Here is an 18,196-nt window from a genome sequence, read left to right as displayed (position 1 = left end):
GTCGTCTCGTGACTAACCTCCAGGATGCTCTCCACCAGACCATTGAGGCGTCGGCAGCCGTAAGCCGACTCCGATCTCAAGGCTGGTCTGCCATTCGCACCTTGAGCGTTGTCACGCTCTCTCGTTCCGGCGGGAGCCCTACAGATTTGCTTTTCGAGTTGGACAGCGTGCCAACGCCATTTGACTCGATCGCAGCCGTCGGGGCTTTTGGAGATGCATCGCTGGCGGTGGTGACCGGCAAGGAAGGACATCGCACGGTCACTCAGCAGAGCGTTATCGACATTCCGCGGACCTTCAACCGCGACACCGTCGACGCAGCTTCCGATGCCTGGGCCGGCGATGTGGATGCTGCGCTATCACTCCCGGGCGTGTGGACGGTCACAATGAAGTACGACTTCTCTGCAATTCTCGCCACTGCGGAACCATCCCTAGGTTGGCAAGTGCTTCCAGGGGTGTCGGATGTCGAGTCGATGATCTCAAGCACTCCGGTGTGGGCTCTCGGTCCCACTTGGGATGCAGAAAAACCGGTCATCTTCGTGCTCGAGGATCTCAATGCCCAGCAGATGCTGCGGCTCGGACGCTCCGCTATAGTTCCTTTGTCGTCAGAGGTAACGGTCGCGGAAGTAGCACATGCACTCTGCCAGCTGACGCCGACCGTGTGGCGCATTGCTGAGCTTCCCGAGGCTGCTAGCCCCGCTGCGCTGGCTCCATCATTGAGGTACGGAACCGAATTGGCAGCGCTCGAACACGCCATGTGGTTACGGTGCGCGACTATGGCGTGGGTTGGACTCTCCACGAGTGTTAAATTCGAGCGGTCCGCAGCCTCAGTGCTCCTTGAGGTCTTTGGGCTCCAACGGGTTGCCCATCGAGTTGGTTCGGACGGTATCTCGATCAGCGAGGCCCAGGCTCGGCGCGCATATGAGCTCTTCGTGTGGGCAAGCGGCTCGGACGCGGTGGATCAACGTCTGGCGGTCCAGCAGGTCGCCAGCCTCTATCGAGACGTCCCACCGTGGGGGAAGAGCGGCGACGTGTTTGACGCTGCTGTCGCAGTCTTTGCCACATTGCGGCGCGACGCAGTCAGCGAGGTTCTGCTCGCCCGTCGGGCCGCACGAACATTCGCCGTCGACGTCGCGCACCGAGCCACTGAACAGACGGCTGCTACCGCACGTTCCACGGTCGAGCGTTGTGTGGCCACCCTGCTTGCGATCGGCGGCGTGATTATCGCGCGGACTACGAAAGCGATCACGGAAGGTCAGGCCCATGACCTCCGTACACTCCTCGCGCTCTTTCTCCTTGGGCTGATCGTGTGGAATATCACCATAGAAGGGCCGCCCGTGAGCTCGCCGTTGAAGAGTCTGCGCCAGGACCTCGACACAGTTGCAGATCTTCTTACCGAAAGTGAGCGTGACGATATCCTCCGTCTCAGCGCTGTGCGCGCCGCCAGTCGTCGAGCAACAGTCATCAGGATTGCGGTGCCGGCGGTCTATCTCGCCGCGGCAATTGCGGCGTGGACGGTGAGCTGAGCGCCCAGACCACGTCGCGCCAGAACGTAGCGATCGCGAAATCCTGTCAGCCCGACAATGAAGTCCCGGAGACCATCTGATTTCCGGGACTTTTTCGTTGTTCGCAGCGTGGCGCGGCGGTCAGAACCGCTCGTCGTATGCCGTTCGACTCGCTTCGATCACGGGGACGTGCTCTCCGGCCCACTCGGCGAGTGCCACCGCGTGGGGGATGAGCGACTGCGCGAGGTCCGTCAGCTCGTACTCGACCCGCGGCGGCACTTCGGCGAAGCTGGTGCGGGTGACGAGCCCGTCGCGTTCCAGGTTCCTGAGAGTGAGGGTGAGCATGCGTCGGGAGATGCCCGGGATGCGCTGCTCGAGCTCGGTGAACCGGAACGGGCCGTCGTGGAGCGTCGCGATGAGGAGGAGCGCCCACTTGTCGGCGATGCGGTCGAGGAGTGAGCGGATGGCCTTGCCCTGGTCGCCCCGGACGGAACACAGCCTCTGGTAGCGGAACACGGCACCCCTCGCGGCTCGGTCACACGCGTGTGCCTTTTGTACGCCGGTCCGATCCGGTCCACACTTGCGTCGGTTACCCATCGTAACCATCAACGCACACACGCACTCGGAGGTTGCACATGGTCATCGCCTATTGGATCGTCGCAGGACTGCTCGCGGTCCTGTACCTGTACTCGGGCGGCATGAAGCTCGTCCGCTCGGCGGAGCAGCTCCGCCCGATGATGGCGTGGGTCGACTCCATGCCGCTCTCGGCCGTTCGCGTGGTCGGCGCCCTCGAAATCCTGGGCGTGGTCGGCCTGATCCTGCCACCGCTCGTGGGCGTCCTCACCTGGCTGACCATCGCGGCCGCGGTCGGCCTCGTCCTCGTGCAGGTCGGTGGCATCACCCTGCACGTGCGTCGCGGCGAGATCCGGGTCCTCGGGCTGAACGTCGCCCTGCTGGCGCTCGCCGCCGTCGAGGTCTGGCTGGCGACGATCTGGCTGTAGCGATGGCGGATCGGTGCCTGCCTCGTCAGCCGACTCAGGGGACGAGCACGATGCGCCCGAACACGTCCCCGGCGTCCATGAGACGGTGCGCCTCGGCTGCGTCGCTCAGCGGCAGGGTGTCGTGGACCACAGGCGACAGCGCTCCTCGGGCGGCGTCATCGAACACTTCGGCTCGCACCCGGGCGAGTTCCTCGCGTGGCACGGTGTCGAGGCTCAGGGTTCCGAAGGTGATCGATCGGCGGAAGCCGGCCAGGAGAGCCGTGCCGAAGTCGGCGGGCGGGAACCCGCCCACCACGCCCACGGCGATCAGGCGGCCGTTCGGCGAAAGCCGCTCGATGAACCGGGGGAGATCGGGACCGCCGACGATGTCGAGGATGACGTCGAACTCCGCCGGGCCGTCCGCATCGCCTGCACCGGAGCGGTCGAGCACGTGGGTTGCACCGAAAGCCCGCAGACGTTCGCCGCGTTCGGAGGACGAGGTGGTGACGGCGATGACGCCGGCGCCGGCACGAGCGGCCAGCTCGACGCCGGCCAGGCCGATACTGCCGGCGGCCCCGCGCACGAGGACGGATTCGCCCTCGGCCAGGCGAGCGCGTTCGAGCGCGAAGTGCGCGACCGGGAACGCGCTGCCCAGCGTCACCGCCTGGACGGATGTCAGGTCGGACGGCAACTCGACGATCTCGTCTGCTCGCGCGATCACGTACTCGGCGTAGGCGCCCGAGGTCCCCGTGAACGCCCAGACCCGTCGACCGACCCACGCGGGGTCGACGTCGGGCCCGGTCGCGGTGATGACGCCGGCTGCTTCACTCCCCGGGATCATCCCCGAGTCCCGGGCGGCTTCGGCGATCCCGCCGCGACGGATCACGACGTCGACGCCGCCGACGCCGACGGCCTCCGTTCGAACGAGGACTTCACCGGCCCCGGGCGTGGGGACGGGCAGGTCCGTCACCTCCATCCCACTCGGGTCGCCGAAGGTCCGGATGATCACTGCGCGCATGGGTGCACTCCGTTTCGCGGCGGGGGATCTGACCCGCCTCCCGCAACGTAACGGACGCACCCGTCCACTTGAGTAATGTGAGACACATGCCCGCGACATTGCCTCAGAACCTGCGTTCCGACGCGCAGGAGAACCGCGACCGCGTCCTCGCGGCAGCCCGCGAACTGTTCGGGACCGACGGCCTCCACGTGACGATGCGAGAGATCGCCCGACGAGCCGGTGTCGGGCCGGCCACCCTCTACCGACGGTTCCCGACCAAAGCCGATCTCGTCAGGGCTGCCTTCGTGAACGAGCTCGACGCCTGCCGCTCGATCGTGGTCGACGCCCTCGCGGACGTCGACCCCTGGCGTGGATTCCGCAGCATCATCGAGGAGGTCCTAGTCCTCAACGCTCGGAACCAGGGGTTCACGGACGCGTTCCTCGCCGCCTACCCCGATGCCGTCGACTTCCGGACCCAGCGTGAACAGGCCGTGCGTGCGATCACCGCCGTCGCTCGTCGTGCCATCGACGCCGGCGCGCTGCGCGCGGACTTCGTCCTCGACGACTTCCTCGTGGTCCTGCTCGCTGCTCGCGGACTCTCGAGTACGACGGAGACGGAGCGCGTCCGAGCCGCGCGACGCTACGCCGCACTCGTGATCGACGGACTGCGGGCGTCCGACCGGCACGGACCGCTGCCTCCAGCGCCGCGACTCATCCCGAGCGTCATCCCGGCGTAGGCCGTGTCCCCGTGTCCGCGGTGACCCGGATGACGACTTCCCGGCACCGAGTCGTGGGCGTGTCCGGCGGTAGGTCAGCGCTGCTGCGACGCGACCAGAGCCTCCAGGGCGGCCAAGCGGTCTGACGGATCGCCGGTGATCTCGGCGACCGTGACGTGGTCGCCGATGAAATCGGGGTCATCGACGAGATCGAGCAGGACGGCGTTCATGGCCGTCCGCAGCTCCAGATCTTCGTCCGCGCCGACGTGGATCCCGTCGTTCGGCGTCAACGGCAGGACCACCAGCACATCCACCGTCTGGAGCGCCGCGGCGGTGCGCGTGTTCGCCTGCTCGAGGAAGGCGACGTCGAGGTCGGCGTCGGCGAGTTCCGCTCTCGCGACGAGATAGGCGAGGAAGTCGAGTGGCCCGCGTTCCGCGATGACGTGTCCGTCATCCGACTCGTCCAGCAGTCGGTCCGCCGAGAGGCGTAGCTGGGCGGCGAACAAGGCGCTGCTCGGGACGTCCCCGGCGTCCTCCACGAGGTCGAACAGCTCCCCGAGGACCGTGAACTCCGGGTGGCGGAGCGCGAAGTCCGCGATGAGCGTGCTCTTCCCGCTGGCGTGGGTGCCCGACACGACGATCTTCACGGGACCGAGGATAGACCGTGTTCCGCTCGCCGGCTCCGGCCGCGTCAGCTGATGAGCTGCTCGGACTCCTCCCACAGCCGGCGAGCGTGTCATCCCGGCGTAGGCCGTGGGCGCACGTCACGAGTCGGCGCGTTCACCCTGCGTCAACGGTGATCGGGGTGAAGACGTTGACGAGGTTGCCGTCGGGGTCGCGGAACAGCAACGACCGGTTGCCCCACGGCATGTCCGTCGGCTCGTTCACGAACGTCGCCACGACGCCCTGGAGCGCCGCATAGACCGCGTCGACGTCCTCGACGAGCAGATCGAGGATGACGGACCGGTTGGCACGCGGTGCGGCGGCGTCCTCGCCCAACAGTGGGATGGTCGCCGAACTGGCGATGGCGAGCGTGCCGGTGTCGGTGCGCACCTCGGCGAACAACGGGTGCAATCGTGCCGCGGTCGCACCGGTGACCCGTTCGTAGAACGCGACCAGGGTGTCGACGTCGTCGGTGATGATCCGGGTGGCTGCGAGTTGCATGCGTGTCTCCTTGGCTGGTGATCTTCCCCCACAGGTGCGGGGCGGTGACGACGATAGAGCCAATACCGGGCCGTTTTCGCCCGGTATTCTCATGTGATGGGATATGCCGGCTCGCCGACTGCTCGAGCGCTGCAGTTGCTCGAGCTGCTGCAGTCCGCGGAGATCCGCAGCGTGCCAGAGCTCGCCGAGCGGTTGGGCGTGGACGAACGGACTGTGCGCCGCTCGGTGCAGCGTCTCGTGGACATGGATGTCCCGATCGAATCGGTGCGCGGTCGCTACGGTGGGTACCGCCTCGGCGTCGGCCGACGGGTGTCGCCGATCATGCTCACTGATGAGGAAGCGGTCGCCGTGTTCCTCGGCTTGAGTGAGGCTCAATCGTCCTCGGCCTCCCCGGACGTCGCAGCGCAGATCGCCCTCACGAAGGTCCGGCGTTCCCTCTCGGCCGCATCCGCGGAACGCGTCGAGGCGGTCCTGCACGCCGCAGCGCTGAGCCCGTCCCGCCTCGACGTGCCCGACGCCGGCGTCCTGCTCACCGTGTCGGATGCGCTCCGAGCGAGACGTCCCTTGGAGCTGCGCTACCGCGACGCGGAGGCCGCGCCCTCGCGCCGCACGGTGCATCCGTTCGACCTGCTCGTCCATGCCGGTCGTTGGTACCTGGACGCGTTCGACGTCGAGCGAGCGGAGGAGCGCACCTTCCGGGTCGACCGCATCCGATCGGCGCGGACGTTGCCCGGCGTCTTCTCGGACCCGGTCACTCGAGCGAAGCGCCCTCCACTCGTCGAGCGCTTCGCGTGGGCGGACTACCGATGGCACGTCCGGTTGCGCATCCAGGCGAGCGTCCCGCAGATACGCGCCCGCTTCCCGGAGAGCGTGGCCGTCGTGGAGTCGATCGAGGACGCACCTGGCTGGCATCGGGTCTCGATCCGAGCCAAACGCCTCGACTGGCTTCCAGCGGTGATCGCCGGGCTGGGAGATCACGCGGTCATCATCGACGAGCCTGAGGATCTCCGTGAACTCGCGCGCGCGACGGCTACGCGGATGTTCCGCATCGCTGGCGGTGCTGAACAGCGGCCCGTCGCCGAGTAGCGCGCGACAATGCGGATCGTCTCGACGCGGGCGACCGGTGGCCTGGTCGACGCGATCGCCGCGGGCGCGGCGCGTATCGGGGCACTCGAACAACTGGCCGGCGGGGCAGACGCGGGCGCACCCACCGATGAGCCGCTCGGACTCGTTCCAGAGCCTCTGGGCGTCATCCAGGTTCCGCATCGGCGGACACAGGGCCGGGAGGAGCGCGGGGCGGCCACCGATGGTCCAGACCTGGCCGTAGAACTCGTCGCTTCGTGCGGTCGAAGCCGTTGCGGCCATGAGCGCAGGCTGCGCGTCACTCGACACCGTGCCTGCGGCGCTGAGGCGTGAGAGCAGGGTGACCACGCGACGGGCTCCGGTGTCTCGCTGGCGACCCATGCCCGGTTGGGCGGCCAATAGATTGGTGGGGGAGAAGCAGGGGTGGGACAGGTTGCTGGAGACACCCCACCGGCTCGACGACGTGTTCGCCCCTCGTGGTCGAGCGCACAGGCTGGAGGACCGCAGCGCCAGCCCGGGCGAGGTCGGTGGCGATGCTTCGACCGACGCCGAGGATCCTGGTCGGCGTGAGGACCGCTCAGCTCGCCAGCCCCCCGCCTTGGGGGTTGTCGATGCCATGGCGTGATAGGAGCATCAGCTGCATCGGAACCAATGGAGGTTCGAATGCGGAATCCAGAGGTATGGCTTACCCTCGTCGCCTTGCTCGGGGGTGTCGTCATTACCGGGGCCCTCTTCGCGCCGATCGCAGCGATCATCGCCGGGGTCGGATTTCAACTCAAGCGGAAGGAACGGGGCATCGCTCCGGGGTTGTTGCTTTTCAGCCTTGCTGCGATCGTCTTGGCGATCTTCATCTACCCGGCCCACTTCCGTGCCGTCGCCACGTGTGATGCGATCGCCGCAGGGGCTTCGAACTCGCCGCTGGAGCGACTACTCGATACACCCATGGAGCGGCGGATGGACGCACTGGAGGCAGGCTGCAACGATCTGCCGTTCTACGAGATGCGCGAGTACTGACCCCCGGTCTCGACAGCGTGCCGTTCAGCTCGTTGCAGGGAACGGGCGCAGCTCCAGGCGACCGTTGCGGGCCATCGGGTGGCGGGCCGCGATGTCGATCGCCTCGTCGAGGTCGGTGCACTCGAGGATGTCGAAGCCCCAGAGGGTGTCGGTCGCACCCGGGATCGGGCCGTTGGTGACCAGGCGTTCGCCGGCGCGGACACGGACGCCGCGCGCCTCGCTCGGATCGAGCACGTCGCCGAGGAGTCGCCGCCCGGTCGTGTCCAGCTCCTGGACCCAGAGGTCGACGTCGGAGTCGTCGGCTGGTTCGTCGGGCACCGGGTCCGTGAGGACGAACATCATGAATTGCATACGTTTCCTCTCATTCGACGCTCTCGAGAGCGCACTCGTGGTCGTTATCTGAGCTGGTTGACGACTGGTACTGCGCTCTCGTCGAGCCAGAGGGTGTCGATCGGGATCGACTGGCCGAGGACGCGCTCCGCCGCCCGATGGCCGGAGTGGAATGCCGCCGTCACCGTCGCGGGGTCGTCGGTCCAGGTCGCCTCGCCCGCGAGGTGCAGGACGCCACCGACCGGGGTCGCGAGGGCGTCGTGGTCATCGGTCGTCGAGCCGACGGTCATGTAGGCGTAGGAGCCGCGGGAGAGCGGGTCGTCCTGCCACCGGGTGACGTGCACCTCCGTCGGCTCCTCGACACGGACGCCGTACAGGCGACGCAGTTGCTCCAGGTTCGACTCGACGACGCGCGACTCGTCCCAGTCCCGGATCTCCACGGCCGTCGGGCCGGCGGCGAACGTCAGCAACGTCGGTGATCCGTGCGCCGTCGTGAGGTCGTACCAGGAGTGCCAGCGTCGACTCTCCGGGCCTTGCTGTCGAATCGCGTAGACGTCCTCGTCCCAGAATCGCCGTTCGAACCGGAGGAACACCTTCTCGAACGCGTTCATCCGCAACCGCGAGAGTGCGCCGGCGACCGGCTCCGGCAGCGGGGGATCGATCCTGAACTCCTCCGACTGCAGCACCCCGACCGGCACCGTCACCACAACCGAGCCCGCATGCAGCACCACCTCGCCAGTCGGCCCCTGGGCGGTGACCTCGACGCCCTGTGCAGACCACCGCACATTCGTCACCACGTGCTCGAGGTGCACGTCGAGCCCCTCGGCCAGTTTCCGGGGGAGCACGTCGTACCCGTCGGGGAACACGACCTCGTCACCGTCGATCGCGTCGTCGTCGAGCCCGTGGGCCGCGAGGTCCTCGATCCATGCGCCGTACTGCTCCTCCGAACGATGCTCCAGGTACTCGCGGACCCGCTGCACCCGCTCGGCGTCCCAGCCCTGCAACGCGAGCGCTGCCTCGGTCACGTCACGGTACGACGCGTCCGGCGCGGACTCGGCGACGACACCGAGGAGCGTCGCGTCGAGGGCGTGGACGTCCTCGGCGAAGCCGCGAGCCTCGGCGTCCGACAGGCGCTCGCCGCCGGGCCCGTAGTACGCGATCGGCCGGCTGTCCGGCTGGTAGCCGCCGACGGTGAACTCGACTGTCCGCATCCCGAACGCGTCGGCCGCCGCAGCGACCGCACTGTCGTTCACCCCGTGCACCCACGATGCGCCGAGATCGGTCACCTGACCGTCGCGACGCTCGGTCGACACCCGCCCGCCGACCCGGTCACGGGCCTCGACGACGGCCACTGTTCGTCCGGCGGCCGCGAGGAGTCGTGCGGCGACGAGCCCGGCGACGCCGGCACCGACGACGACCGTGTCGAAGCGGGTGTCGGCGTCGGGCGTCTGCGTCGACGCCTCGTCCGACGCGCTCATCGCGGGTCGCCCATGTCGCCGGTGGCCGGCGTTCCGCCGATCCGTTCGTACTTGAGGTGGACGGTCCCTGCAGGGGAGGTGGTCGCCGGGCCGAGCAGGCGCAGCGAGGACGGCACGGTGCCGGTGGCGAAGACCCGCTTCCCGGCGCCGAGCGTGATCGGGTACACCCAGAGGTTCAGCTGATCGAAGAGTGCGTCGGCGAGCAGGGTCTGCACAAGGTCGAGGCTGCCGATGACGTGGATCTGCGAGTGACGCTCGCGCAGTGCTCCAACGGCCTCCGGGAGGTCCGGTCCGAGTTGCGTCGAGTTCGCCCACCCCAGCTCCCGCGGCTCGCGTGACGCGACGTACTTCGGCAGTCGGTTGAAGAGCCTGGCGATGCCGTCGTCCTGGCCGCCCTCCTGGTGCGGCCAGTATCCGGCGAAGATGTCGTAGGTCCGGCGCCCGAGCAGGAGGGCGTCCATGCCCACCATGCCGGCGTCGATCTGCTCACCGTCGACCTCGTCGATGAGCGGTGCCTGCCAGCCGCCGAACGCGAACCCGTCACTGGGGTCCTCCTCCGGCCCGCCGGGCGCCTGCGCGACGCCGTCGAGGGTCATGAAGAGGTCGATGTGGATGCGTCCCATGTCCTGCTCCGATCTGCTGCACTCACGATCCACCGGCGGGCAGGCGGTGTCAACGGCTGTCGGCTGAGAACGCACTGACGAAAGGGCGTCGGCCGTGTCCTGGGCGAGTAGCGTTCGGAGTGGATCCGCTTGCGCACACCAGTGCACGGGCAGGACGTCGTTCGACAGATGAGAGGCATCACACCATGACCGATCTGGACACCATCCCCGTCACCACCCTCGACGGCCGGGACACGACCCTCGCGGAGTGGGACGGGAAGGCCAAACTCGTGGTCAACGTCGCGAGCCGCTGCGGCCTCGCACCGCAGTACGAGAAGCTCGAGGCACTCCAGAAGGAGTACGCCGACCGCGGCTTCACGGTGATCGGGTTCCCGAGCAACCAGTTCCTGCAGGAGCTCAGCGACAACGAGAAGATCGCCGAGTACTGCTCAGCCACCTGGGGCGTCACCTTCCCGATGATGGACAAGGTGAAGGTCAACGGACGGAACCGGCACCCGCTCTACCAGGAGCTCGTGAAGACCGCCGACGCTAACGGCAAGGCGGGCAACGTCAAGTGGAACTTCGAGAAGTTCCTCATCGCGCCCGACGGCACCGTGCACCGCTTCCGTCCGACCACCGAGCCGGATGCCCCCGAGGTCATCGCCGCGATCGAGGAGAGCCTTCCCGCGTGACGCCGGGACGGCCGGGCGCGCTTACCGGTAGGTGACTCCGGTGAGCGCTTCGGCCGTCGTCCAGAGTTCGGCGGCGACGTGCTCGTCGCGGGCCGCCGAGGTTCGGCCGACGGGCTTCGGGCCGCCGCGCATCTCGCCGAAGCCGCTCGGACCGTAGTAGCCGCCGGGCTCGACGTCAGGCGAGGTCGCCGCGTACAGCGTCGGAAGCGCACCCATCTCAGCGCTCTGACCCAGGAGCCGGGTTCCCCACGCGAGGAGCGGACCCTGCGCGGACTCGGTGTGGGACTGGAGCTCGGTCGACGCGAAGCCGGGGTGCGCGGCCACGGACAGCACCGAGGAACCCTCCGCCGTGAGGCGTCGCTGCAGTTCGGCCGAGAACATGAGGTCGGCGAGCTTCGACTGGCCGTAGGCGGACCAGCGCCGATACGTCCGGTTGCGCCAGTTGAGATCGGCCAGGTCGATCTTGCCGGCACGGTGCGCGGCACTCGACAGCGTCACGACCCGCGTGGTGATGCGGTTGATCAGCAAGCCGGTGAGGGCGAAGGGCCCGAGGAAGTTCGTGCCGATCTGCATCTCGAAGCCGTCGGCCGTGCGTCGTTCGGGAACCGCCATGACGCCGGCGTTGTTCACCAGCACGTCGACCCGCTCGACACCATCGGTGAATCGACGGACGGACGCGAGGTCGGCGAGATCGAGGTGCCGCACCTCGACGTCGCCGGTCATCGACGCCGCGGCCCGCGCGCCCTTCTCCGTGTCGCGGCAGGCGAGGATCACGGTCGCACCGTGGGCGGCGAGCTCGCGGGCCGTGACCGCGCCGATCCCACTGTTCGCGCCGGTCACGATCGCGACGCGGCCGTGCTGATCGGGGATGTCTGCTGCGGTCCAGGGGCACATGAGGGCGACGTTACGCCATCACGATCTTCCGATCACACATATCGTTCACAGCTTCACCGATATATCGTTGAGCATCGTTCACGTACGACGAAGGAGAGCAATCATGGGTGGATTCCCAAGCGGTGGCGCAGGATTCGGTGGCGCAGGGTTCGGTAACGGCGGAGGCTTCGGCAATGGAGCCGGCTTCGGTACCGACGGCATGTGGCAGATGATGGAACAGCTGCGTTCGAAGTTCGAGAAGAGCGCCGGATCGCGCGTCGGCCGCGGCGACGTCCGCTCCGCCGTGCTGGCCCTCCTGGCCGAGCAGCCGATGCACGGCTACCAGATCATCCGCGAGATCGAAGAGCGCAGCGGCGGCTCCTGGAAGCCCAGCGCAGGCTCGGTCTACCCGACGCTGCAGCTCCTGTCCGACGAGGGCATCATCACGGCCGAGGAGTCGGGTGGCCGCAAGACCTACGCACTGACCGAGGCCGGTCGCGACGAGGTCGCCGAGTCCGGCGCATCCGCTCCGTGGCAGAACGCCGAGTCGTCCGAGCACCCCGGCTTCACCGCTCTGCCGAAGGCCGGCGTCGAGCTGGCCCAGGCTGCAGCCCAGGTCGGCCGCACCGGAACGCCCGAGCAGGTCCAGCAGGCCGTCGCCATCCTCGACGACGCTCGCAAGCGCCTCTACGCGATCCTCGCCCAGGACTGACCGAGTGTCGTCGACCGGCGGGACGCCCAGCGACTCGGCGTCCCGTTTCGGCGAGCTCCCCATGAGCGGGCGGACCGGCGTTCCTGCCGGTCCGCCCGCTCACGGGCGCGCCCGGTACCGTCGCATCCTCCGCTTCGCGAGCTGGCACCTGGCCGCCGCCTGGTGGTTCGAGATCGTCCTGCCGCGGTTCGGGCTCATCAAGCTGACGGAGCGGACCCGCACGCGCCGCATGCAGAAGTTCGCACGACGGTTCCACGTGCTCGCCGTCGACCTCGGCGGCCTTATGATCAAGGTCGGCCAGTTCATGTCGTCGCGCCTCGACGTCCTCCCGCCGGAGATCACGAAGGAGCTCGAAGGCCTGCAGGACGAGGTCCCGCCCGTCGCCTTCCCACGCATCCGCGCGCTCGCCGAGTCGGAACTCCGCGTTCCGCTCTCGCAGGTCTTCGCCGGCATCGATGAACGCCCCGTCGCAGCGGCCTCGCTCGGCCAGGCGCACCGCGCCCTGCTCGCTCCGGCGCTCGCCGCAGACACCGGGCTCGACGCCGTCGTGCTCAAGGTCCAGCGGCCGGGCATCGACGAGATCGTCACCGTCGACCTCGCCGCCCTGCGCAAGGTGGGCGGCTGGTTGCGCCGCGTCCGGCTCGTCTCCGACCGCGTCGACATGCCCGCACTCGTCGAGGAGTTCGCCGCGACGAGCCTCGAGGAGATCGACTACCTCCATGAGGCTGCGAGTTCTGAGCGGTTCGCCGCCGACTTCGCCGGCGACGACCGCGTCTCCGTACCCGCGGTGGTGTGGGAGCGCACGACCCAGCGCGTCCTGACGCTCGAAGACGTCACCGCCATCAAGATCACCGACGCGGACGCCCTGCGCGCCGCCGGCATCGACCCGGTCGACGTGGCGCCCGTGTTCGCGGCCGTCATGTTCGACCAGCTCTTCACCAACGGGTTCTTCCACGCCGACCCACATCCCGGCAACATCTTCGTGACGCCCGTCGAGGCTGCCCCGGGCGAGCGACCCTGGAAGCTGACCTTCATCGACTTCGGGATGATGGGCGAGGTCCCGCCGACCACGAGGCGCGGCCTCCGGAAGCTGCTCATCGCCGCCGCATCGCGCGACGGCAAGGGCCTGGTCGACGCGATCCGCGACCTCGGCGTCCTCCTGCCCTCGGCCGACACGACCGAGCTCGAGCGGGCCATGACCGCGCTGTTCGGACGCTTCGGCGGCATGGGGTTCGCGGAACTGCGCGACGTCGACCCGAAGGAGTTCCGCGACTTCGGCAACCAGTTCAGCGAGGTCATAAGGACGCTGCCGTTCCAGCTGCCCGAGAACTTCCTGCTCATCATCCGCGCGATCTCGCTCACCTCCGGTGTCTGCAGCGCCCTCGACCCCGAGTTCAACCTCTGGGACTCCGTCGAGCCCTACGCCGCGCAGCTGCTCCGTGACGAACGCGGCAACGTCGTCCAGGACCTCGGTCGCGAGGCACTCGACATCGCCACGGTCGCCGTCCGCCTGCCGAAGCGCCTCGACGCGGTCATCACGCGGGTCGAAGCCGGCACCGTCGCGACCACCAACCCGAGACTGGAACAGCGGATCGCGCGGCTCGACCGCACGACGGGCCGAGTCGTCTCGGCCGTGCTGTTCGCCGCGCTGCTCGTCGCGGGTGCCGTCCTCCGTGCCGACGACGCGGTGCTCGGCACCGTCTTCATGGTGGTCTCCGTCGTGCCGCTCCTCCATGCACTGTTCTCGGGGCGACGCGGGCGCTGAGTGACCTGCATGTGTCGCGGCCGTCCCTGAGGCCGCGGATGTGGTCCGGACGGACATGTCCGCGCCGTCGATCGCGGTGACAGGATCGCCACGCACGATCGGGACCGTTCCGAAGTGCAGAGCGGAGCGACATGCGCAGGCGGCCGGATCACACTACTTCGACGACGGGTGGCAACCGATGATCGATGAGGACCTGCGTGTCCGCCTCGCCGATCTCGGCGGGTTCGACACCGCACGCGGCTCGCTCGCGGGCGTGGTGGTCGTCGACGTCACCAGAGTCGTCGCCGGCCCGTACTGTTCGATGGTCCTCGCCGACCTCGGGGCCACCGTGATCAAGGTCGAGCACCCGGACGAGCCCGACTACACGCGAACCTTCCCGCCGTTGCTCGAGGCGGAGGACGACTCCGACGGCCCGGTGGGCGAGGACCGACTGAGCGGCTTCTTCGCGCAGTACAACCGCAACAAGCTCGGCGTCACCGCCAACCTCCGGCATTCCTCGGGTGCTGCGCTGCTCGAGCATCTGGTGGCCCGCGCCGACGTGCTCGTCGAGAACTTCCGTCCGGGCACGATGGACCGCCTCGGCCTGGGCTACGAGCACCTGCGGACGATCAACCCGCGCCTCGTGTACGCCGCCCTCAGTGGCTACGGTCAGACCGGACCGTACCGTGGCCGACCGGCCTACGACAACAGCGCCCAGGCGACCGGCGGTCTGTGGTCGATGAACGGTCCGGCCGGCGGACCGCCGACGAGGGTCGGCACCATCATCGGCGACCTCGCAGCGAGCCTGTACGGGACGATCGGCGTCCTCGCGGCGCTCCGGCACGCCGACGCCACGGGGTACGGGCAGCTCGTCGACATCTCGCAACAGGACTCGGTCCTCACCCTGACTGAGAACGCGGTCGTCGCCTACACGACCGAGGGCACGGTGCCGGTCCCGCTCGGGAACGCGCATCCCTTCGTGCGCCCCTACGAGGCGTTCCCCTGCCGAGACGGCTTCGTCTTCTTCGGCGGCTACACCGACAAGTTCTGGCGGATCTCCTGCGAGCTGTTCGGAGACCCGGGGGAGTACGAGGCCCACCCCGAGCTCCACGCGATGGGCGACCGGTTCGACGAGGAGGTCTACGAGCGCGCGGTCCGTCCCCTCGTCGAAGGCTGGTTCGCGGACCGCACTAAGGCGGAACTCGAGGCGCTCGCCGGGGACCTTGTCCCGCTGAGTGCGGTGAAGGACATCGGCGAAGTGGTGGCCGACCCGCAGATCGCGGCTCGGGACATGGTCGTCGAGACCGCCTATCCCGGATTCGGCGACCTCCGGACCTTCGGCTCACCCGTCAAGCTCGACGCGACCCCACCGAGGACGAACGGCCGAGCGCCGTCGACGGGGGCCCACACGGCCGCGGTGCTCCGGGAGCTGCTCGACTACGACGAGGCCGCCATCGACGAGCTGCGGGCGGCGGGGACCATCTGATGGGCGGAGTTCGACTGGACCGGTCCGGAGCGACCGCCGTCATCACGATCGACCGCCCGGACAAACTCAACGCGCTGACTCTCGCGATGTACGACCAACTCGGCGAAGCGTTCGCCGAGTTCCGCGACGACCCGCGCATCGGTGTCGCGATCCTGACCGGTGCCGGCGACCGGGCGTTCTGCGTCGGAGCGGACCTCGGCGAGTCGATACCGGCCCTGGCCGACGGCCGGTTCGACATCAGTGAGTGGGACGACGCGCATCAGAAGCACACCCGTCTCGACAAGCCGGTGATCGGCGCGGTCAACGGGCTCTGCCTCGGGGGCGGGTTCGAGATCCTGCTGTCCACCGACATCCGCATCGCCGCTGAGCACGCGGGGTTCGCGCTCCCGGAGACGGGTGTCGGCGTCGTGCCCGCGGGAGGCACGCTGAGTCGTCTGGTCCGCCAGATCCCGTACGCCTTCGCGATGGACCTCATGTTGCGTGGCGACCGCATCGACGCGGCGACCGCCCTCCGGTACGGCCTCGTCAACCGCGTCGTCCCGGCGACGGAGCTGATGGACACCGCGCACGAGGTCGCCGACGAGTTGCTCGCGAAGAGTCGCACCGCCGTCGCCACCGTCAAACGGGCGGTCCGCGAACTCTCGGACCTGCCGCTCGAGCAGGCCTTCCACCGTGAGGCGGTCCTCGGTCAGGAAGCCTTCACCAGCGAGGACGCCCGGGAGGGGCTCGTCGCGTTCGCCGCCCGCACTCCGCCCGTGTTCCCCTCGCACGACTCCTAGACTGAGGCCATCCTGCCCGAGGCGGACGTGTCCCGCCCCCACGCTGATGGAGTCCGCATGAGTCCGGCGATCGGCTCCGACGAACCGCGCCCGAGCGTCGCCGCTGCGACCTCGGGAGCGTCACTCGCGCTCGACCTCCTCGCGGCGTCCCGCGACAAGCCCGGGCGTCCCGGCGCAGGCGTCCGGGACCTGCTCGCCAGGGCCGGTGTCGCCGGAGCCGAGGCCGAGGCGGTGGTCGAGTCCGTCCGCGAGTCGCAATTGCGTGGCGCACGGTTGCGGCGTCGGGCGAACGAGCTCGAGGCGCTCTTTTCGACCGCGCGAGAGCTCGTCCGCCTGCAGGACGTCGACGAGGTCCTCGGCCGCCTGGTCGAGCGTGCGCACCAGCTCATGGGCACCGACGTCACCTATCTCTCCGAGGTCGAGAACGCCCGCGGAGACCTCCGGGTGCGGCACTCCGTCGGGACGGTGACGCCCGGGTTCCGAGACCTGGCCGTCCCGGCCGGGGTCGGGCTCGCCAGCCTGGTCGCGGGGACGCGTGAGCCCGCCTGGGTCGCGCGGTACGAGACGATGACCGAGGTCGGCCACGACGACCGCATCGACGCCGCCGTGCGGGCGGAGGGACTCGTGTCGTTCCTCGGTGTCCCGCTCGCGGTCGGGGACGAGGTGCTCGGCGCGCTCTTCGCGTGCAACCGGTTCGGGTACGACTACACGCCGGACGACGTCCTCCTGCTCTCGGCGTTCGCCGACCACGCCGCGGCCGTCCTGCACACGGCGCGGGCGCTCGCGGAGCGGGCGGCAGCCGTCGTCCGCGCCGAAGAGGCCTACCGTGACCTCGAACGTCACCTCGCCGCGACGGAGCTCGCGAGCGGTATCCATGAGGAGCTCACCTCGGCGGCGATGTCCGGCGGAACGGTGGTGGACCTCGTCGTGACCCTCTCCCAACGACTCGGACGACGAGTCTGGGCGCTTGACGACCAGGCGAGGCTCCTCGACGGCGGTGGTGAGCTGCCGAGCAGACCGGTGCTCCGCGACGCGGTCGGTCGGAGCCAGCTGAGCGGGCACGCCGAGCTCGTGGAAGCCCGAGGGCACCGCTGGCTCGTCGTGGCGATCGTCGGGGCCGACCGCGTCCTCGGGTCGATCGTCGCGGAGGCCGGTTCCGGTCCCGACGACAGCGTCCTCCGCCGCGCGCTGGAGCGGGCCGCCCAGGTGGCCGCGTTGGTCTCCTTCAAGCGCGACGCGGTGATCGCGTTGCGAGCCGAGCGTCGAGCGCGCTGGCTCCTGGCGGTCGTCGACGGTGCGGACGACCTCTCGGCGGACGTCGAACCTTCCCTGCGTGCCATGACGCCGGGAGCCTGCGCGGTCGTCGACGTCCTCGAGCGGGACGTCGCCGACGCGGCGTTCGTCGCCGCGGGTGCCGTCGGCGAGAACGGCGTGGTCGCCCGGCGCGATCACCGGGTGATCGTCGCCTGGTCGGTCGCGGACCCTGTCGCCGAGACGGAGCGGCTCCGACGGCTGCTGGCCGACCGGCTGCACGAATCGGCGCTCACGGCGGTGGTCTGCACCGGCCTCGGCGGATGGGCGGAGGTCGGCCCGGCCGTCGAACGCGCGACGGCCGACCTGCGGTTCCTCCTCCCACTCGGCATCGAGGCTGCAACGGTGCCCTCCGACAGTCTCGCGCCGTATCACGCGCTCACCTCGGGCGAGCCGACAGCGGTGATCCGCTTCGTGGACGAACTGCTCGGGCCCATCCTCGACTGGGACGAACGACGCGGCACCGCCCTGTTCGACACGCTGGCCGGCTACTTCGACGACGGCGAGAGCCGCCATGCGGTGGCGAGACGCCTCCGCATCCACCCGAACACGGTGCAGCAGCGCCTCGATCGCATCCGCTCACTCCTCGTCGGGGACTGGGACGACAGCGAGTACCGCTTCCGGGTGCAGGCCGCGGCGCGACTCGAGCGACTCCGGCGGTCGCTGCGCGACGTGCACTCGACCAGCTGAACCCGTGCGGTACGCCGACCGGCGCCGTCCGTCGTTCCGACAC

At 69.0% G+C, this 18,196-nt stretch carries 19 protein-coding genes; 11 read left to right on the top strand and 8 right to left on the bottom strand.

Annotation, left to right across the window (positions count from 1 at the left end):
* Window positions 1-8 precede the first annotated feature (8 nt).
* Window positions 9-1,523, top strand: a complete 1,515-nt coding sequence (locus tag GV015_RS14380; protein WP_159878977.1) for a hypothetical protein — start codon at window positions 9-11, stop codon at window positions 1,521-1,523.
* 120 nt (window positions 1,524-1,643) lie between these two features.
* Here GV015_RS14380 and GV015_RS14375 read toward each other — a convergent pair whose 3' ends face one another.
* The gene (locus tag GV015_RS14375) at window positions 1,644-2,018 is read right to left on the bottom strand and encodes a helix-turn-helix domain-containing protein (RefSeq protein ID WP_159878975.1); all 375 of its coding nucleotides are present in this window, start codon (window positions 2,016-2,018) and stop codon (window positions 1,644-1,646) included.
* 119 nt (window positions 2,019-2,137) lie between these two features.
* Here GV015_RS14375 and GV015_RS14370 point away from each other — a divergent pair, with 119 nt between their 5' ends.
* Window positions 2,138-2,503 carry a DoxX family protein gene (locus GV015_RS14370; RefSeq protein ID WP_159878973.1) on the top strand — a complete coding sequence of 122 codons (366 nt, stop codon included), beginning with the start codon at window positions 2,138-2,140 and terminating at the stop codon, window positions 2,501-2,503.
* A 34-nt stretch (window positions 2,504-2,537) separates the two neighbouring features.
* Here GV015_RS14370 and GV015_RS14365 read toward each other — a convergent pair whose 3' ends face one another.
* Entirely contained in the window at window positions 2,538-3,500 is a 963-nt protein-coding gene (locus GV015_RS14365) for a zinc-dependent alcohol dehydrogenase family protein (RefSeq protein ID WP_159878971.1), read from the bottom strand.
* Between the two features lie 86 nt (window positions 3,501-3,586).
* Between GV015_RS14365 and GV015_RS14360 the strand changes: the two genes are divergently transcribed.
* A complete protein-coding gene (locus GV015_RS14360; RefSeq protein WP_159878969.1) occupies window positions 3,587-4,216 on the top strand; it encodes a TetR/AcrR family transcriptional regulator in 630 nt (209 codons plus the stop codon).
* 74 nt (window positions 4,217-4,290) lie between these two features.
* Here the strand turns inward: GV015_RS14360 and GV015_RS14355 are convergent, their stop codons facing one another.
* Together GV015_RS14355 and GV015_RS14350 are read right to left on the bottom strand one after the other, a co-directional pair.
* Window positions 4,291-4,842, bottom strand: coding sequence for an AAA family ATPase (locus tag GV015_RS14355; RefSeq protein WP_159878968.1), 552 nt, complete (start codon window positions 4,840-4,842; stop codon window positions 4,291-4,293).
* A gap of 133 nt (window positions 4,843-4,975) precedes the next feature.
* A complete protein-coding gene (locus GV015_RS14350) occupies window positions 4,976-5,359 on the bottom strand; it encodes a glyoxalase/bleomycin resistance/extradiol dioxygenase family protein (RefSeq protein WP_159878967.1) in 384 nt (127 codons plus the stop codon).
* Window positions 5,360-5,455: 96 nt separating this feature from the next.
* Here GV015_RS14350 and GV015_RS14345 point away from each other — a divergent pair, with 96 nt between their 5' ends.
* Window positions 5,456-6,445, top strand: a complete 990-nt coding sequence (locus GV015_RS14345; RefSeq protein ID WP_159878966.1) for a YafY family protein — start codon at window positions 5,456-5,458, stop codon at window positions 6,443-6,445.
* 660 nt (window positions 6,446-7,105) lie between these two features.
* Window positions 7,106-7,456, top strand: a complete 351-nt coding sequence (locus GV015_RS14340) for a hypothetical protein (protein ID WP_159878965.1) — start codon at window positions 7,106-7,108, stop codon at window positions 7,454-7,456.
* Between the two features lie 24 nt (window positions 7,457-7,480).
* On the opposite strand, the gene GV015_RS14335 is transcribed toward GV015_RS14340, so the two are convergent.
* From GV015_RS14335 to GV015_RS14325, 3 genes are read right to left on the bottom strand one after another with little or no spacing between them, the layout of a single operon-like run.
* Complete coding sequence (locus GV015_RS14335; RefSeq protein WP_159878964.1) at window positions 7,481-7,807, bottom strand: YciI family protein; 327 nt, start codon at window positions 7,805-7,807, stop codon at window positions 7,481-7,483.
* A gap of 44 nt (window positions 7,808-7,851) precedes the next feature.
* Complete coding sequence (locus GV015_RS14330) at window positions 7,852-9,264, bottom strand: NAD(P)/FAD-dependent oxidoreductase (protein WP_159878963.1); 1,413 nt, start codon at window positions 9,262-9,264, stop codon at window positions 7,852-7,854.
* On the bottom strand, window positions 9,261-9,887 hold the full coding sequence (locus GV015_RS14325) for a dihydrofolate reductase family protein (RefSeq protein WP_159878962.1): 627 nt from the start codon (window positions 9,885-9,887) through the stop codon (window positions 9,261-9,263). Before GV015_RS14325 ends, GV015_RS14330 begins: the two co-directional genes overlap by 4 nt.
* 185 nt (window positions 9,888-10,072) lie before the next feature.
* Between GV015_RS14325 and GV015_RS14320 the strand changes: the two genes are divergently transcribed.
* Window positions 10,073-10,558 carry a glutathione peroxidase gene (locus tag GV015_RS14320; protein ID WP_159878961.1) on the top strand — a complete coding sequence of 162 codons (486 nt, stop codon included), beginning with the start codon at window positions 10,073-10,075 and terminating at the stop codon, window positions 10,556-10,558.
* A 21-nt stretch (window positions 10,559-10,579) separates the two neighbouring features.
* Here the strand turns inward: GV015_RS14320 and GV015_RS14315 are convergent, their stop codons facing one another.
* Window positions 10,580-11,452: an oxidoreductase gene (locus GV015_RS14315; protein ID WP_159878960.1), complete on the bottom strand. Its 873-nt coding sequence runs from the start codon at window positions 11,450-11,452 to the stop codon at window positions 10,580-10,582.
* Window positions 11,453-11,651: 199 nt separating this feature from the next.
* On the opposite strand from GV015_RS14315, the gene GV015_RS14310 reads away from it, so the two are divergent.
* From GV015_RS14310 to GV015_RS14290, 5 genes are all read left to right on the top strand, one after another.
* Window positions 11,652-12,143, top strand: a complete 492-nt coding sequence (locus tag GV015_RS14310) for a PadR family transcriptional regulator (RefSeq protein WP_159880309.1) — start codon at window positions 11,652-11,654, stop codon at window positions 12,141-12,143.
* 61 nt (window positions 12,144-12,204) lie between these two features.
* On the top strand, window positions 12,205-13,908 hold the full coding sequence (locus GV015_RS14305) for an AarF/ABC1/UbiB kinase family protein (protein WP_159878959.1): 1,704 nt from the start codon (window positions 12,205-12,207) through the stop codon (window positions 13,906-13,908).
* Window positions 13,909-14,086: 178 nt separating this feature from the next.
* Window positions 14,087-15,373 (top strand): CaiB/BaiF CoA-transferase family protein, encoded by a 1,287-nt coding sequence (locus GV015_RS14300; RefSeq protein WP_159878958.1) that lies wholly within the window; start codon window positions 14,087-14,089, stop codon window positions 15,371-15,373.
* Window positions 15,373-16,152 carry an enoyl-CoA hydratase/isomerase family protein gene (locus GV015_RS14295; RefSeq protein WP_159878956.1) on the top strand — a complete coding sequence of 260 codons (780 nt, stop codon included), beginning with the start codon at window positions 15,373-15,375 and terminating at the stop codon, window positions 16,150-16,152. The genes GV015_RS14300 and GV015_RS14295 overlap by 1 nt, the downstream gene beginning before the upstream one ends.
* Before the next feature lie 57 nt (window positions 16,153-16,209).
* Entirely contained in the window at window positions 16,210-18,153 is a 1,944-nt protein-coding gene (locus GV015_RS14290; RefSeq protein ID WP_159878954.1) for a GAF domain-containing protein, read from the top strand.
* The last annotated feature ends 43 nt before the right edge of the window (window positions 18,154-18,196 follow it).

Origin of the sequence: Plantibacter sp. T3, from assembly GCF_902506515.1 — a bacterium.
Classification (GTDB): domain Bacteria; phylum Actinomycetota; class Actinomycetes; order Actinomycetales; family Microbacteriaceae; genus Plantibacter; species Plantibacter auratus.
This window is presented reverse-complemented; position numbering and strand designations above follow the sequence as displayed.

Bases quoted from the DNA above. Each gene is read 5' to 3' on its own strand.
- GV015_RS14370 (WP_159878973.1), top strand. From the start codon at position 2,138: ATGGTCATCGCCTATTGGATCGTCGCAGGACTGCTCGCGGTCCTGTAC.
- GV015_RS14365 (WP_159878971.1), bottom strand. From the start codon at position 3,500: ATGCGCGCAGTGATCATCCGGACCTTCGGCGACCCGAGTGGGATGGAG.
- GV015_RS14360 (WP_159878969.1), top strand. From the start codon at position 3,587: ATGCCCGCGACATTGCCTCAGAACCTGCGTTCCGACGCGCAGGAGAAC.
- GV015_RS14350 (WP_159878967.1), bottom strand. From the start codon at position 5,359: ATGCAACTCGCAGCCACCCGGATCATCACCGACGACGTCGACACCCTG.
- GV015_RS14345 (WP_159878966.1), top strand. From the start codon at position 5,456: ATGGGATATGCCGGCTCGCCGACTGCTCGAGCGCTGCAGTTGCTCGAG.
- GV015_RS14340 (WP_159878965.1), top strand. From the start codon at position 7,106: ATGCGGAATCCAGAGGTATGGCTTACCCTCGTCGCCTTGCTCGGGGGT.
- GV015_RS14335 (WP_159878964.1), bottom strand. From the start codon at position 7,807: ATGCAATTCATGATGTTCGTCCTCACGGACCCGGTGCCCGACGAACCA.
- GV015_RS14330 (WP_159878963.1), bottom strand. From the start codon at position 9,264: ATGAGCGCGTCGGACGAGGCGTCGACGCAGACGCCCGACGCCGACACC.
- GV015_RS14325 (WP_159878962.1), bottom strand. From the start codon at position 9,887: ATGGGACGCATCCACATCGACCTCTTCATGACCCTCGACGGCGTCGCG.
- GV015_RS14320 (WP_159878961.1), top strand. From the start codon at position 10,073: ATGACCGATCTGGACACCATCCCCGTCACCACCCTCGACGGCCGGGAC.
- GV015_RS14315 (WP_159878960.1), bottom strand. From the start codon at position 11,452: ATGTGCCCCTGGACCGCAGCAGACATCCCCGATCAGCACGGCCGCGTC.
- GV015_RS14310 (WP_159880309.1), top strand. From the start codon at position 11,652: ATGTGGCAGATGATGGAACAGCTGCGTTCGAAGTTCGAGAAGAGCGCC.
- GV015_RS14305 (WP_159878959.1), top strand. From the start codon at position 12,205: ATGAGCGGGCGGACCGGCGTTCCTGCCGGTCCGCCCGCTCACGGGCGC.
- GV015_RS14300 (WP_159878958.1), top strand. From the start codon at position 14,087: ATGATCGATGAGGACCTGCGTGTCCGCCTCGCCGATCTCGGCGGGTTC.
- GV015_RS14295 (WP_159878956.1), top strand. From the start codon at position 15,373: ATGGGCGGAGTTCGACTGGACCGGTCCGGAGCGACCGCCGTCATCACG.
- GV015_RS14290 (WP_159878954.1), top strand. From the start codon at position 16,210: ATGAGTCCGGCGATCGGCTCCGACGAACCGCGCCCGAGCGTCGCCGCT.